This is a genomic window from Streptomyces sp. S.PB5, from assembly GCF_030403745.1.
Taxonomy (GTDB): domain Bacteria; phylum Actinomycetota; class Actinomycetes; order Streptomycetales; family Streptomycetaceae; genus Streptomyces.
Genome location: NZ_JAQMWP010000017.1, coordinates 134924 through 148607 on the forward strand (window position 1 = coordinate 134924; position 13684 = coordinate 148607).

Below are 13684 nucleotides of genomic sequence, written 5' to 3' on the forward strand. Positions count from 1 at the left end.
GTGGCGTTGAGAACCTTCGGCTGGTCGTTCGCCGTCACGGCGCTCGGCCTCGCCTTCGCCGCGTGGCAGTGGGGCTGGGAGGCCTTCGGGATCGTGCTGATCCTGTCGGTCCTGGAGATCTCGCTGTCCTTCGACAACGCGGTCGTCAACGCCGGAATCCTGAAGAGGATGAACGCCTTCTGGCAGAAGATCTTCCTCACGGTCGGCATTCTGATCGCCGTGTTCGGCATGCGGCTGGTCTTCCCGGTCGTGATCGTCGCCATCAGTGCGAAGGTCGGTCCGATCGAGGCGGTCGAGCTCGCCGTCGATCAGCCCGAGCGGTACGAGGACCTGGTCACCGACGCGCACCCGGCGATCGCGGCGTTCGGCGGCATGTTCCTGCTGATGATCTTCCTGGACTTCATCCTCGAGGACCGCGACATCAAGTGGCTGGCCCGGCTGGAGCGCCCGCTGGCCAGGCTGGGCAGAATCGACATGCTGTCGGTCTGTGTCGCGCTGATCGCCCTCCTGGTCACGGCGCTCACCTTCGCGACGCACGCGCACGTCAGTACGGGGTACGCGGACAAGGCGGCCACGGTGCTGCTCTCCGGGGTCGCCGGGCTGATCACGTATCTCGTGGTCGGCGGCCTCTCCGGCCACTTCGAGGACCGGCTCGAAGAGGAGGAGGAACACGCACACGAGGAAGAGGAGAAGGCCAGGGCCGAGGGCCGGCAGGTCTCGGTCGTCGCACTCGCCGGCAAGGCCGCGTTCTTCCTCTTCCTCTATCTGGAGGTGCTCGACGCGTCCTTCTCCTTCGACGGGGTCATCGGTGCCTTCGCCGTCACCAACCACATCTTCTGGATGGCGCTCGGTCTCGGCATCGGCGCCATGTACGTCCGGTCGCTCACGGTCTACCTGGTCCGTCAGGGCACCTTGGACGACTACGTCTACCTGGAGCACGGTGCCCACTACGCCATCGGCGCCCTGGCCGCGATCCTGCTGGTCACCATCCGGCACGAGATCAGCGAGATCGTCACCGGCCTGGTCGGCGTCTTCCTGATCGCGGCCTCCTTCGTGTCCTCCGTGCGCCGCAACCGTGCTCTCGCAACGGTCGGGGAAGGCGCCCGCGGCGCTGCCGAGGAGAAGGAGAAGACCGACGTCCCGTCCGGGGCGTGACGCCTCGGTGTGAACAGGGCCCGCCCCAATGCGGATGGTGGGCGGGCCCTGCTCGTCCGAGCCATTGTGGTGGCCGGGTCGCGTTCCGGACATGGGTGAACGGCGGGCACCCGAAGTGGATCGAGTACACCCCGGGTGAACCCGGCCGGGCCGCGGTGACGATACTGGTGGGTGCACGATCCCCCGCCCCACAGATGGACTCATGCATTCCTCCCCCGACCCCCTGCCCTCGACCGTGTGGCCGGCCCGCGGCCGCCATGTCGGATCCGCCGCCGCCGACGTGCTCCGCGTCAACCTGCAGCAGCTCAAGGACGGCGCAGTCGTCGACGACTTCCTGGAGCTCAAGGAGGAGCGCGTTTTCGAGGCCCGCTGGCGGGTCGACGGCGAGGCCGTCGTACGGGCGCGGCTGACGCTCGGGCCCGACGAGCGGTGGACGCTGGTGGCGGAGGCCGAACGGCCGTGGAGCCCGCAGTGGGCCTCCCCCGTCGGCATGTTCTGGCCGCTCGGACCGGACGCGGGCTGGGACCACGACACGGTCGCCGGTCTGCGGCTGCGGGAGGTCAACCGGCTGCCCGAGGACGACAAGGAGATACGGCGGCTGTTCAGGGAGTGCGTGCGCGATTCCTGGGCGGTGCACGTCGTCGTCCATGAGGCGATGACCCCGGACGAGATCGGCCGGCGGTCGCTGACCGGGCAGCTGCCGCCGGGACTGCGGCACCGTGTGGTGGAGCACCGGGCCGCGCCGCACCAGTTGCGGGCCGTCAACTGGGCGCTCAAGGAGTTCGACGTCGAGGTGCCGCGGGGCGGAGCCGCCCTCCTGCCACCGCTGCCGGCCGGCCATGACGCCGACGACTTCGCCGTACGCAGCGTCTTCCTCGACGGCACCGAACCCACCGGACTGGTCGACGCCCTGACCCGTTTCGCGGCCCTGCCCAGGCCGCTGCCGGAGGGTGCCGAGGACGCGGTCACCGCACTGCGCGAGCAGTGGCGGCTGACGACCGTGGAGGAGGAACTCGCCCGCCAGCGCGAGCTCGTCGCCATGTACGCCGAGGCACTCGACGCCATGACGAAGTCCCGGGACCTGTACCGGGAGGCCGCCGAGCGTGCCAACGAGGCGCTGGCCGCCTACCGCGAGGCGGGCCTCGTACCGCCCGACCCGGCCGCCGCTCAGCCCGCTTCCCCGCTCCAGCACCTGACCCGAGCCCTGGAACGCTTCAGGCCGCGTCCCGGGTCGGGCGGCCGGTCCGGCCACTGAGCGCTCCGCCGGAAGTACGGCGAGGGGTCGCCGGTCGGCTGCGGCGCCGTCGTAGCCGGTCGCGCCCACGCGGCGGAGCCGCACAGGTGACACGGTCCCGCGCCCCTCCAGGGCGCCGCCGAACCGCAGCCGACGTCACCGGATCCGATGAGGCCACGCCCGCCCCCGGTCACTCCGCCAGGAGGCGTTCCGCAGCGGTCCGCCGCGGTGTGTGACGCCGGTCGGACGACCGGGGCGGTCAGTGCCGCGAGGGCCGCGCACACGGCGGCGAGTCCGGCCGGCCAGGACGGTGCGAGGGTCAGGTCGAGGGCGCCGGAGAGCCGGCCCGCGCCGAAGCGGCTTGCGTACAGCTGGGTCGCGGCGAGGGCCGCCGGGAGCAGGACCGCGACGGTCAGGACCGGGGCCGTGGGGCGGGCCGCCACCAGGAGACCGAGCAGCCGGCACAGGGCGGACAGGCCGAGGACGAAACCGTAGCGGCGCAGGGACACCCCGTCCTGCTGGCCCGGGAAATGGGCGAGGGCGCGGACGAGGAGGGCCGCGGCGGTGAGACGGCCCGGCCAGGCGGGCGGTCCGGCGGCGCGGAGGCGCCCGCGGACGGGGAGCGTCGCCGCAGCCGGCGCCGGGTCGCCCTCGACCGCCGGGGCGGGCGGTTCCGTGGTCTGCGGCGGCTGGTTCCCCTGCGCTCCTCGGCGAGACGTCCGGTCAGCTCCACGAGGTCCTCGACGGACCGTCCGGTGACGGCCGGGTGAGCAGGACGACCAGCCGGGGGACGTCGTCCACGCAACGGTTCACGCCGACCGCGCGCGGCGCGTCGACCGTGGCCCGCGCGTACAGCGGGGACTGTTCGAGGAGCGTGATGGGCTGGGCCACCTCTTCCAGCGGCCGGTCGGCCACGGCTGACCGCACCGGACCGTCCACCGGATCGCCGTTACGGTGACCATCACCGGGTGTCGTACGGGGCGTGCCACTCGGGTGCGCCACGGGTACGACCGCGGCTCGGCGCCCATGCCTCTCCACTCCCACTGGTGTTCGAGTGCACCGGTTTGGCCCCGGCAGGCAATACAGGGGCCGCGAGCGGGAATCCGAGTATGCGTGCGCGTTTCAGGGCGCCCCGGAGGGAGGAGGGCCGTTGGACACCACCGTCAGCTGGATCGTCGTCGCCTCGGTCGTCGCGGCGGCCGTCCTGGCCGTGGCCGTGGCCGTGTTCGTACGACTGCTCCGCACCCGGCGCGGGCTGCAGGAGGCCGGTCTTCCGACCGGACCCCGCTGGGTCTTCTGGGGAGCCCTCGCGTACTTCTTCCTGCCCGCCGATCTGTTGCCCGATCCGGTGTACCTGGACGACATCGGCGTGCTGCTCCTCGCGCTGCGTTCACTGCGCAGATATTCGCGCAGTGAACCTGTCTGACTTCACCCACGTCTCCCCCGTTGTCCGGACCACGAACCGCCCATGACTACGCAGCGTAAGGAAACCAATCACCCGTTCGATTCGTATAAGTCTCAGGAAGCCGACGGCAGTCGGCGGACCGAGCGACGGCGCAAGGTGACCATCGCTGGATCGGCGCAGGACCCACGAGGGAGAGACGATGCAACCGTTCGCGCTCAACTACGCACGTCCGGCAGCGGAGTCGGAGGTCACCGCTGCTTATGTCTACGACTCCGGACTGCAGTTGAACGTGCTCTCGGACGGGCGGATCGCCGCCCACGACCTGGCACTGCTCAGAGAGCTCGGGACCACGACCTCCACCGCGGGGTCGAAGACGCACTTCGACGACTGAACGCAGGCGGACACACATGACCGTGTTGATCCTCACCTGTGAAGCGGACGTCACCGCCGACATGGTGGTCGTCCATCTCAACGCGACGGGGGTCCCGGTGGTGCGGCTGGACCCCGCCGACCTCACCGAGGGGGCGGCGCTGTCCGGCGAGTACGTGCACGGCGCCTTCCGGGGCCATCTGTCGTCCGGGGGGCGGCTGGTGAGCATCGGAGGGCTGCGCTCGGTGTGGGTACGGCGGCCGGGCACCGCCGCCACCCGGGCCGGCGCGCCCTCCGCCTGGCTGACGGAGGAGTCCTCGCAGGCGCTGTACGGCATGCTGCGCAGTTCGGGGGCGCGGTGGATGAACCATCCCGACGCGGCCCGCCGGGCCCGGCACAAGCCCTGGCAGCTGCGGCTGGCGCAGCGCTGCGGGCTGCCCGTGCCGGCGACGCTGATCACGACGTTCCCGCAGGCCGCCCGCGAGTTCTCGGAGCGCTACCCGGATCTGGTGGTCAAGCCGGTCTCCGGGGCGCATCCGCAGGACCCGCCCCGGGCGGTGCCGACCAGCCGGGTGACGCCGGACGCGGACTTCTCCGCCGTCGCCTTCGGTCCCACGCTGCTGCAGCGCCGCGTGGCCAAGCGGGCGGACATACGGCTCACGGTGGTGGGCGAGCGGATGCTGGCCGCGCGCAAGGCGGCCGCGGCGGACGACGAGGTGGACGTCCGCTTCGCCTCCCCGGACACCCCGTGGTGCCCCGTCGAGGTCCCGCCGCGGATCGCCGACGGGGTGCGCGCGTACGTCCGTGAGGCCGAACTGGCCTACGGAGCCTTCGACTTCGCGGAGGACGCGGACGGCACGTGGTGGTTCCTGGAGTGCAACCAGTCGGGGCAGTTCGGCTTCGTGGAGGTGGAGACGGGCCAGCCGATCGCCCGGACCATCGCAGAGTGGCTGGCCCGGCCGGTGCCGGAGCACGAGGAGTGCGTCAACGGCCGGGGCACCGCGGCGACTTGAGCGGCCGGTTCACCGGCGTCCGCCGAACTCCCAGTCGTGGACCTCGACATGGGCGTACCGGTCGCGCGTCAGCACGGCGCCCGCCGTCGCAGGGTCAGGGGCCCGCAGCAGGGCCGCGGTGCCCAGCCAGCCGGCGCCGTCGTCGGACAGCAGCGGCCCGTACGCGATCAGCTCGTCCCGGTCCGGGGGCACCTCGAGGTCGACCGCCGGTCCCGAGCCGAGGCCGAGCACGAGATAGCGGTTGCCGCCGGTGCGGCCGCCGGGGAAGTCCCACATGGTGCGCCCCAGCAGATTGCGCCACCGGCGCAGCAGCACGTCGCGGTACGCACCGGCCTGGTAGCCCGGCTCGTCGAAGGCGAACGCGCGCGCCGCGGCCGGGTCCGGGAGGTCGACGATGTGCACGCTGCCGGTGGGCGTCTCGCCGTCGGCGGCGAAGGTGGGGCCGCGGGCGATCAGCTCCTTGTCGTACCGGTCCATGTAGGACCAGTGCTCTTCCAGCAGTTCCCGGCGCAGGGGGAGCGAGCCCGGCCGGTCACGGTGATAGCAGAAGAACTCCATGCCTCACAGCTGCCCGGGGCCGGGCATGAGCGCCGTCCGCTGCCACTGCGGGGCCGGGGCGGACGGCAGCTCGCCGGGGTGGGAGCGGCCCATGGACTGCAGGGGCTGCATGACGAACTCCAGTTCCCTGCTGACTCGCTCGGCCTCCCGTCGGACCTGAGTGGGTACGTCGCCGCGCTCCGCGATGAGTCGGTCATAGATGGGGGAATCCTGGAACACCCGTCAACGTGCCTTTCGTGTCATGGCCCATGGGTATGGGCGCAGCTGCCGAGTCTAGGCGCCACTGCACCCTGCGGGGTGAATTCCACCGTTCGGCTTGACTCAGGCTCCCGTCGTGGAACCGGGCCGGACGATCATGAGGACCGTGACCGTGGCCCAGCAGGTTGAAGATGCCGGTGAACATGGCGAGTCGAACCGTACCGGCCCGCTCGACCGCCTGCCGCGTGTCCAGCTGTTCGAGGAGCTCCTCCTGACGGGGCAGCACGAAGGCGACCAGGATCCCGGCGGCCGCGGCGGTCAGCGCGAGGGAGGTGACGAGCCGGCCGTCGCCCAGGCCCCCCTCCCCCACTGCCCTGAAGGCGTGGGGGGGACGAGAACCTGCCTATCGCGGGGTCGTGACCGCGCTCTCGTGACGGCCCGCCGCGTCACCGGCGCGGAAGATCCGGTTCAGATGGTGGTCCAGGACTGCGGTCGCGGACTCCGGGCTGCGCTGGCCGACGAGGATGCCGGTGCCGAGTCCCGCGGACATGGCGAGCAGGCCGGCTGCCTCCAGCCGTGCGTCCACACCGGGCTCGAGCAGTGCCGCTTCCTGTGCCTGCCGGAGGAGTTCGGTCAGGGCATCCTCGGCGGCATCAGGGTTCTTGATGAAGGGCTGGGCCGCGAGCGCCGGGTCGTTCACGGCCAGCACCGCGTAGGAGGTGTAGAGGTGGTGGAAGGTGCGGCTCTCGTCGTCCGTCGGCAGCGCCGCCCTCAGCAGCGCCTCGACCGTCGCGCGCGGACCAGGACTGTCCCCGGCGGCCCGCACCCGGGCGGAGACCCGTTCGCCGAATCGCTCGGTGAGCAGTTCGAGTCCGAAGAGCAGCAGCTTCTCCTTGGTCTGGAAGTAGTACTGCACCAGCCGCAGTGATACGCCCGCCTCCGCGGCCACTTCGCGCATCCCGACGGCATGCAGCCCGCGTCGGCCGGCGACCCGGACGAGGGCCTCGGCGATCTCGGTGCGCCGTTCTGCGTGGTCCACGCGCTTGGGCATCGGCCGGCTCTCCGCTCGTCGTTCCTGCGATGGCTCTGGGGCCTTTTGATGATACAGCTGTACCAACTTCGTGGTACGTTCGTATCACAAAACCGAGACGCCGGAGGTGGCCATGCCCCAGACCGCTGCCCGAGCCCGGGCCGACGTCGGCCGTTATGTGAGCGATGCCTGTCGGGAGCGTTACTTCGCGGCCTGCGACGCCGTCTACGCGCTGGGAGCGCCCGCACTCGCGGAAGAGGACGTCGAGACCTCCTTCGGCACCACGCACGTCTACCGCTACGGCCCCACGAACGAGGCCGCCCGCTCCCGCACCCCCGTCGTCCTGGTGCACGGGGCGGGCTCCTGTTCCGCCATGTGGTACCCGAACACGCCCGCCCTCAGCGCAGACCGCCCGGTCTACGCGATCGACACCCTGGGCGATCCCGGCCGCAGCGCACAGCGCCAACCCGTCCACCGGCCCGAACGCGCGGCGCAGTGGCTGGACGAGACGCTCACCGGGCTCGGGCTCGAACGCGTCCACCTGATCGGCTCCTCCTACGGCGGCTGGCTCGCCCTGAACCAGGCGCACCGCAGGCCCGGTCGCCTCGCCTCGGTCACCCTGCTCGACCCCGGCGGCCTGGAGAAAGTGGGACTGCGCTTCTTCGTCTGGCTCTTCGCCGGCCTCTTCGCGACCTTCGCACCCAAGGCGCTCCGCCCGCGACTGGCGGCCTGGCTGGAACAGCCGGTCCTCGTCGTGCCGGAACTGCGCACGATGATCAGAACGGCGGTGCGCGCCTACCGCATACGCCGCCCGGCACCGCTCCCCCTGACCGAGGAGGAGCTGTCCGCCATCCGGACTCCGCTCTATCTGGTGCTCGGCAGGCGAAGCCTCCTCGTGCGCCCGCAGCGGCAGGCAGAGCGCGTGCCGCGCCTGGTTCCCGGCGCCCGAGCCGAGATCATCTCCGGCACGGGCCACGGGCCGCAGATCGACCAGGCGGAGGCGATCAACCGCAGGATGCGCAACTTCATGGCTTCCGTCGACTGACAGCCCATGACCGGCGACGGCAAGGCGAGGATCGCCCCGGCCGTACCGACCCACGCGCCACGGACACCGGCCGGCAACCTGTCGTGGCGCGCATGCACACCGTCGCGATCCTGGCCCTCGACCAGGTGGCGCCGTTCGACATGGCGGCGCCCATGCACTCTTCGACTGGCCCCGGCTGCCCGACGGCCGCCGTCCGTACCGGGTCCGGCCACGGGCGCCTTCGTGCTGGCCGAGGCGGGGCTGCTGGACGGGCTGCGCGCCACCACGCACTGGGTGGCCGCCGGGGATTCGGTCCGCCGCTTCCCGGACGTACGGGTCGAGCCGGACGTCCTCCACGTCGACAACGGGCAGGTCCTCACCTCGGCCGGTGCCGCCGCGGGCCTCGACATGTGTCTGCACATGATCCGGCGCGACTTCGGCTCCGCGGTCGCCGCGGACGCCGCCCGGATGTCCGTGATGCCGCGCGAACGGGAGGGCGGGCAGGCCCAGTTCATCGTGCACGACCACCCGCCCGTGCCGCGCGGCTCGACACTGGAGCCCGCCCTGGAGTGGATCGAGGACCGTCTGGCCCGGGAGATCACCCTGGGGGCGACGGCCTCCCGGTCGGGATGAGCGAGCGCACCTTCAGCCGCCGCTTCCGCGAACAGACCGGCACCACACCGCCGCAGTGGCTGCTCAGGGCGCGGGTACGGCGCGCCCAGTACCTGCTGGAGAACAGCGATCATCCGGTCGAACGCATCGCGCCGCAGGCGGGGTTCGGGTCAGCGACCGCTTTCCGTGAGCGGTTCAGCCGCGCGGTCGGCACCGGTCCGCAGGCCTACCGCTCGGCGTTCCATGGGCGGCAGGGCGTCCGGACCGCGGGTGCCTGACTCCTCGGCGAGCGTGTCGAGGAGGTCGGAGACGGTCAACAGACGCCGCGGCGCCGCCGGTTCCCCCGGCGCGGCCCTGGTCCGGGCGGCGTCGAGGAGGAGCGCGTCCGCCTTCGTGATGGCGTCCTGGATGTCGGTGGTGCCCATCATGACGCAGAGCGTGTAACTGACGTCCGCCAACTCCACCGTCGTCGCCGGGTTGTTCCGTTCGGCCTCGGCGATGCGCAGGGTGGCATAGCGCGTCAGCAGTCTTCTGACGACTTTCGGATCCGGAACGAGCACGAAGAGCCCCTCTCTGGTGTTTCCGCTGCGTATGCCCGGGCGGTGGCGGACGAATCCCATCTGCCGCTCTCCGGCTCGCGATTGACGGAATCCTGTCGCCCGAAGCCCGACTGACGCTCGAATCCCACCGGGGCGCTACCCACAGGAGTGACGTTCCGGCGGGTACGGCGCCGACCCGCTTCCCCACGCGCCCTCGGCAGTTGAACAGAGGGCACGTCCCCAGCACGCACGCGTGATCGCACGAACGGTGTCCGCCCATGAATCACCTCCAGCGCCTGCTCTGCACGCTCTACGTCGCCACGAGCGCCGGGCTCACCTGGACCACGGTCCTCGAGTACCGTCACGGCCCCCTGTGGGCCGCGTGTCTCTTCGGTGCCGCGAGCCTGGTCCCCGTCATCGCCCTCGCACGCGAGAGCGAGCCGCGCCCCCGGCCGGCCGTGGGTGAGCTGTGGGGCGTCGAGTGCGCCGCGGAGGAGGACGTCGTACGTATCGAGCTCGACGCCGCGTGCTGTGAGCGGTGGTGGACGAGTTGCGGTACGGATCACGACTCGTCGTGTCCGCACCGCATCCCGCGCAGCAGCGCCGCCTGACGGGTCCGGTCAGGCGACCTGTCCGGTGTGCAGCGCCGTGTAGACGCCGCCCCGGCGCAGGAGTTCCTCGTGTGTGCCGATCTCCTGGATGCGGCCGTCACCCATGACCACGATCCGGTCGGCGCCGCGCACGGTGGACAGCCGGTGGGCCACCACGAACGTGGTGCGTCCGTGCAGCAGCCGGGCGAGCGCCTCCTGGACGAGCGCCTCGGAGCGGGTGTCGAGCGCCGAGGTCGCCTCGTCGAGCACCAGCACCCTGGGGTCCCTGATCAGGGCGCGGGCGATGGCGAGCCGCTGGCGCTGCCCGCCGGACAGCCGGGCCCCGCGCTCACCGACGACCGTGTCGACGCCCTGCGGGAGCCGGTCGACGAACTCCAGCGCGTTGGCGTCCCGCAGCGCGGCGCGCACGGTCTCCTCGTCGGCCTCGTCCTCCATGCCGTAGGCGACGTTCTCGCGGACGGTCCCGTCGAAGAGGATCGACTCCTGCGGCACCACCGAGACGAACCGCCGGTAGGTGCGCAGGTCGAGGCTGTTCATGTCGGTGCCGTCGAGCAGCAGCCGGCCCGCGGTCGGGCGGATGAAGCCGATGACGAGGTTGAGCACGGTGGACTTGCCCGCGCCGGACGCGCCGACGAGGGCGATGGTCTCCCCCGGGCGCACATCGAGGGTGAAGTCGTGTACGGCGGGCCGCTCGCCGTCGGCGTAGACGTGGCCGACCTGCCGGAAGGTCACGGCGCCGCGCACCTCGGCGACCTGCGACTTGCCCTCGTTCTCCTCCAGTTCGGGCACCTGCAGGACCTCGCCGACCGAACGGACGGACTCCAGGCCCTTGGTGATGACCGGGGCGAGGCCGGCCAGTGTCGTCGTCGAGTTGGTCAGGGTGGTCAGGAACGCGCTGAGCATCACGACGTCGCCGGGGGTGACGCCCCAGACGCCGTAGTACGACACCAGTGCGGCGCCGGCGAGGACGAGCACGCCGACGACGTTGAGGACCACCCAGGCCAGTGACCCGAACCGGCCGTTGACCAGGTCGAGGCGCATCCCGGAGGTGAGCAGCCGGTGCAGGGTGCCGTCCATGCGGCGCAGCGCCTTGCCCTCCAGACCGTGGGCGCGGGTGACCGGAATGAGGCGGGTCATCTCGGTCACGCGGGACGAGAGGGTCTCGACCTCGTGCCGGAAGTGCTCGTTGTGGGTGCGCAGCCGGGCCCTGAGGCGGGCCACGACGAGCGCGGCCGCGGGCACGACGACGAGGAAGACGGGCAGGAACTCCGGGGTGCGGACGCCGATGATGACGAGGCCGCCGATGAGGACGGTGCCCGCGCCGAGCCCGGTCTCGGCGGTCTGCTGCACCATCTGTTCGACGGTCTCCACGTCCCGGACGACCTTGGCCTGCAGGACACCGGCGCTGACGCGTGCGTGGTAGCCGATGGACAGCTGCTGCATGCGGGTGCACAGCGCGGAGCGCAGGGAGGTGCCCATGCGGCGGACGCTGCCGTACAGGAGGCGGACGTACAGGACGTGCAGGGGGTAGTTGATCAGCAGGATGAACAGGATGATGCCGGTGCTCAGCCAGAGGCGGCTGATCGGCTGGTGCTGGACGACGGTGTCGATGATGGTCGCGGTGATCAGGGGCAGCAGCCAGATCGGGCTGTGCTTGACCGCGAAGACGCCGACCGCGGCGGCGAGCCGCCCGCGGTCGGCGCGGAACAGATAGGCGAGGGTGCGGACGGGGTGCTCGCCCCGGTAACGGTGGTCGAGCGGTCTCTCCAACGGCGAGGCCATTGGCGGTGGTTCCTTCCGGGCGGCTGGGACGACGGTTGTCCGGCGAACGGCCTCCAGCGGCCTCCGGTGGCCGTCGGCAAGCGCTTTCCCTCCGCCTTGCCCGGCCTCGTCCCGGATTACACCGCGTCCAGAGCCGCGATCTCCCCGGCCGTCAGCTCGAGATCGGCGGCGGCGACCGAGTCACGGATCGACTCGGGGCGGCTGGCGCCCGGGATCGGTACGACGACCGGCGACTTGGCGAGCATCCAGGCCAGGCACACCCGCTGCGGGCTCACCCCGTGGGCCTCGGCGACCCGGGCGAACGGCGCGTAGGCGGAGCCCAGTTCACGGGCGCGGGAGATACCCCCGAGGGGGCTCCAGGGCAGGAACGCGATGCCGAGCTCGTCGCACAGGCTGAGCTCCGGCTCGCTGGAGCGGAACGCCGGGGAGAACTGGTTCTGCACGGAGACGAGCCGCCCGCCGAGGATGTCCTGGGCCTGCCGGATCTGCTCCGGGTTCGCGTTCGAGATCCCCGCGAGCCGGATCTTCCCCTCGTCCAGCAGCTCCCGCACCGCTGCGACCGAGTCCGCGTACGGCACGCGCGGGTCGGGGCGGTGGAACTGGTACAGCCCGATGGCCTCCACACCGAGCCGGCGCAGGGACGCCTCGCAGGCCTCCTTGAGGTGCTTCGGGCTGCCGTCGAGCGTCCAGCTCCCGTCGCCCGGGCGCAGATGCCCGCCCTTGGTGGCGACCAGGACGTCCGCTCCCCGGTCGTGGGAGGCGAGGGCCTTGGCGATCAGGGTCTCGTTGTGGCCGACCTCGTCGGCGTCGCGGTGGTAGGCGTCCGCGGTGTCGATCAGCGTGACGCCCGCGTCGAGGGCGGCGTGCAGGGTGGCCAGGGAGCGTGCCTCGTCGGGCCGCCCCTCGATGGACATGGGCATCCCGCCCAGGCCGATCGCACTGACCTCGACGTCACCGATGCGTCGCGTCTGCATGGGTTCGTGACCTCTTTCCGGCTGTCGCGCGGGACCGTTGGTCCCACCCTCACCCCGCCCGCGCCCGCAGGTCCAATAGAAGAAAGAGAACGCATTCAGCACCGCGACAACTGAATTGCGGCACGTGCCGACGGGTGTCCGGTCCTTGTCCCGCCCTTCTCCCGCCCTTCTACCGCCCTTGTCCCCCCCTTGTCTCGGATTCGTCGCACGCTCACCGGGTGCGTGTGGCACGCTCCCCTTCGACCGGTCGTTCCCTGTTCAACGGTGTGGAGAGGCGGCGGTATGCGCATCGGACTGCTCGGCACGGGCCCGTGGGCCGAGGGGGCGCACGCGCCCGCCCTCAGCGGGCACGGCGAGGTGGACTTCACCGGGGTGTGGGGCCGCCGTCCGGACGCCGCCAAGGAGCTGGCCGGCAGGTTCGGCACCCGGGCGTACGACGACGTCGACGCGCTCCTCGCCGACGTGGACGCCGTCGCGGTGGCCCTGCCGCCCGCGGTCCAGGCCGATCTGGCGGTGCGGGCGGCCCGGGCGGGCTGCCATCTGCTGCTGGACAAGCCGCTCGCGCCGACGGTCGAGCAGGGCCGGGCCGTGGTGGCGGCGGCGCAGGAGGCCGGTGTCGCCTCGGTCGTCTTCTTCACCACCCGCTTCCAGAGCGTGACCGAGTCCTGGATCACCGAACAGGCCGCCCTCGACGGCTGGTTCACCGCGCGGGCCGAGTGGCTCGGCGCGGTGTTCACCACGGACAGCCCGTTCGGGGCCTCGCCGTGGCGACGGGAGAAGGGCGCGCTGTGGGACGTGGGTCCGCACGCCCTGTCGGTGCTGCTGCCGGTGCTGGGCGACGTACGCCGGGTGGCGGCGGCCGCGCACGGTCCCGCGGACACCGTGCATCTGGTCCTCGAACACGCCGGCGGTGCGTCGAGCACCCTGACCCTGAGCCTCACGGCGCCGCCCGCGGCGGCGGGGGCCGCCGTCGAGCTGCGCGGCGAGGCAGGGGTGACGCTGCTGCCGCGCAGTCCGGACGGTGCGGTCCCCGCGCTCGGACGCGCCACGGACGCCCTGCTCGCCGCAGCCCGCACCGGCCGTCCGCACCCGTGCGACGCGGCGTTCGGGCTGCGGGTCACCGAGATCCTGGCGGCGGCCGAGTCCCTGCTGGGTGCGGACCTCGGCTGAGGGACCGAGG

15 protein-coding genes and 3 pseudogenes are annotated in these 13684 nt (G+C 71.9%); 9 read left to right on the plus strand and 9 right to left on the minus strand.

Annotation, left to right across the window (positions count from 1 at the left end):
- Nucleotides 1-1155, plus strand: a complete 1155-nt coding sequence (locus PH203_RS36615; protein ID WP_289925790.1) for a DUF475 domain-containing protein — start codon at nt 1-3, stop codon at nt 1153-1155.
- Nucleotides 1156-1357: 202 nt separating this feature from the next.
- The gene (locus PH203_RS36620; protein ID WP_289925792.1) at nt 1358-2410 is read left to right on the plus strand and encodes a hypothetical protein; all 1053 of its coding nucleotides are present in this window, start codon (nt 1358-1360) and stop codon (nt 2408-2410) included.
- Here PH203_RS36620 and PH203_RS36625 read toward each other — a convergent pair.
- Nucleotides 2323-2898, minus strand: a complete 576-nt coding sequence (locus tag PH203_RS36625) for a hypothetical protein (protein ID WP_289925794.1) — start codon at nt 2896-2898, stop codon at nt 2323-2325. The genes PH203_RS36620 and PH203_RS36625 overlap by 88 nt on opposite strands.
- A gap of 214 nt (nt 2899-3112) precedes the next feature.
- Nucleotides 3113-3316, minus strand: coding sequence for a hypothetical protein (locus PH203_RS36630; protein WP_289925795.1), 204 nt, complete (start codon nt 3314-3316; stop codon nt 3113-3115).
- A gap of 223 nt (nt 3317-3539) precedes the next feature.
- Between PH203_RS36630 and PH203_RS36635 the strand changes: the two genes are divergently transcribed.
- From PH203_RS36635 to tgmB, 3 genes are all read left to right on the plus strand, one after another.
- The gene (locus tag PH203_RS36635) at nt 3540-3815 is read left to right on the plus strand and encodes a YkvA family protein (protein ID WP_289925797.1); all 276 of its coding nucleotides are present in this window, start codon (nt 3540-3542) and stop codon (nt 3813-3815) included.
- Nucleotides 3816-3993: 178 nt separating this feature from the next.
- Nucleotides 3994-4185 carry a putative ATP-grasp-modified RiPP gene (gene tgmA, locus PH203_RS36640; protein ID WP_289925798.1) on the plus strand — a complete coding sequence of 64 codons (192 nt, stop codon included), beginning with the start codon at nt 3994-3996 and terminating at the stop codon, nt 4183-4185.
- A gap of 16 nt (nt 4186-4201) precedes the next feature.
- On the plus strand, nt 4202-5176 hold the full coding sequence (gene tgmB / locus PH203_RS36645; RefSeq protein ID WP_289925800.1) for an ATP-grasp ribosomal peptide maturase: 975 nt from the start codon (nt 4202-4204) through the stop codon (nt 5174-5176).
- Nucleotides 5177-5185: 9 nt separating this feature from the next.
- On the opposite strand, the gene PH203_RS36650 is transcribed toward tgmB, so the two are convergent.
- From PH203_RS36650 to PH203_RS36665, 4 genes and pseudogenes are all read right to left on the minus strand, one after another.
- On the minus strand, nt 5186-5734 hold the full coding sequence (locus tag PH203_RS36650; protein ID WP_289925802.1) for a YciI family protein: 549 nt from the start codon (nt 5732-5734) through the stop codon (nt 5186-5188).
- A 3-nt stretch (nt 5735-5737) separates the two neighbouring features.
- Entirely contained in the window at nt 5738-5953 is a 216-nt protein-coding gene (locus tag PH203_RS36655; protein ID WP_289925804.1) for a hypothetical protein, read from the minus strand.
- A gap of 102 nt (nt 5954-6055) precedes the next feature.
- Nucleotides 6056-6293 (minus strand): annotated as a pseudogene (locus PH203_RS36660) (hypothetical protein); the annotation flags it as partial.
- A gap of 42 nt (nt 6294-6335) precedes the next feature.
- Nucleotides 6336-6983, minus strand: a complete 648-nt coding sequence (locus tag PH203_RS36665; protein WP_289925806.1) for a TetR/AcrR family transcriptional regulator — start codon at nt 6981-6983, stop codon at nt 6336-6338.
- Nucleotides 6984-7095: 112 nt separating this feature from the next.
- Between PH203_RS36665 and PH203_RS36670 the strand changes: the two genes are divergently transcribed.
- Together PH203_RS36670 and PH203_RS36675 are read left to right on the plus strand one after the other, a co-directional pair.
- Nucleotides 7096-8007 (plus strand): alpha/beta fold hydrolase, encoded by a 912-nt coding sequence (locus PH203_RS36670; protein ID WP_289925807.1) that lies wholly within the window; start codon nt 7096-7098, stop codon nt 8005-8007.
- 92 nt (nt 8008-8099) lie between these two features.
- Nucleotides 8100-8876, plus strand: a pseudogene (locus PH203_RS36675) (helix-turn-helix domain-containing protein).
- A 93-nt stretch (nt 8877-8969) separates the two neighbouring features.
- Here PH203_RS36675 and PH203_RS36680 read toward each other — a convergent pair.
- A pseudogene (locus tag PH203_RS36680) lies at nt 8970-9158 on the minus strand (DUF5133 domain-containing protein); the annotation flags it as partial.
- A 257-nt stretch (nt 9159-9415) separates the two neighbouring features.
- Here PH203_RS36680 and PH203_RS36685 point away from each other — a divergent pair.
- A complete protein-coding gene (locus PH203_RS36685) occupies nt 9416-9748 on the plus strand; it encodes a hypothetical protein (RefSeq protein ID WP_289925808.1) in 333 nt (110 codons plus the stop codon).
- Nucleotides 9749-9757: 9 nt separating this feature from the next.
- Here the strand turns inward: PH203_RS36685 and PH203_RS36690 are convergent, their stop codons facing one another.
- Together PH203_RS36690 and PH203_RS36695 are read right to left on the minus strand one after the other, a co-directional pair.
- Entirely contained in the window at nt 9758-11530 is a 1773-nt protein-coding gene (locus PH203_RS36690; protein ID WP_289925809.1) for an ABC transporter ATP-binding protein, read from the minus strand.
- Nucleotides 11531-11646: 116 nt separating this feature from the next.
- Nucleotides 11647-12504: an aldo/keto reductase gene (locus PH203_RS36695; protein WP_289925810.1), complete on the minus strand. Its 858-nt coding sequence runs from the start codon at nt 12502-12504 to the stop codon at nt 11647-11649.
- Between the two features lie 282 nt (nt 12505-12786).
- Here PH203_RS36695 and PH203_RS36700 point away from each other — a divergent pair, with 282 nt between their 5' ends.
- A complete protein-coding gene (locus tag PH203_RS36700; RefSeq protein ID WP_289925811.1) occupies nt 12787-13674 on the plus strand; it encodes a Gfo/Idh/MocA family oxidoreductase in 888 nt (295 codons plus the stop codon).
- The last annotated feature ends 10 nt before the right edge of the window (nt 13675-13684 follow it).

What these genes read in the sequence shown, in the direction of transcription:
- PH203_RS36620 (WP_289925792.1), top strand. Translation starts at nt 1,358, where the DNA reads ATGCATTCCTCCCCCGACCCCCTGCCCTCGACCGTGTGGCCGGCCCGC.
- PH203_RS36665 (WP_289925806.1), bottom strand. Translation starts at nt 6,983, where the DNA reads ATGCCCAAGCGCGTGGACCACGCAGAACGGCGCACCGAGATCGCCGAG.
- PH203_RS36690 (WP_289925809.1), bottom strand. Translation starts at nt 11,530, where the DNA reads ATGGCCTCGCCGTTGGAGAGACCGCTCGACCACCGTTACCGGGGCGAG.
- PH203_RS36700 (WP_289925811.1), top strand. Translation starts at nt 12,787, where the DNA reads ATGCGCATCGGACTGCTCGGCACGGGCCCGTGGGCCGAGGGGGCGCAC.
- PH203_RS36695 (WP_289925810.1), bottom strand. Translation starts at nt 12,504, where the DNA reads ATGCAGACGCGACGCATCGGTGACGTCGAGGTCAGTGCGATCGGCCTG.
- tgmA (WP_289925798.1), top strand. Translation starts at nt 3,994, where the DNA reads ATGCAACCGTTCGCGCTCAACTACGCACGTCCGGCAGCGGAGTCGGAG.
- PH203_RS36685 (WP_289925808.1), top strand. Translation starts at nt 9,416, where the DNA reads ATGAATCACCTCCAGCGCCTGCTCTGCACGCTCTACGTCGCCACGAGC.
- tgmB (WP_289925800.1), top strand. Translation starts at nt 4,202, where the DNA reads ATGACCGTGTTGATCCTCACCTGTGAAGCGGACGTCACCGCCGACATG.
- PH203_RS36650 (WP_289925802.1), bottom strand. Translation starts at nt 5,734, where the DNA reads ATGGAGTTCTTCTGCTATCACCGTGACCGGCCGGGCTCGCTCCCCCTG.
- PH203_RS36670 (WP_289925807.1), top strand. Translation starts at nt 7,096, where the DNA reads ATGCCCCAGACCGCTGCCCGAGCCCGGGCCGACGTCGGCCGTTATGTG.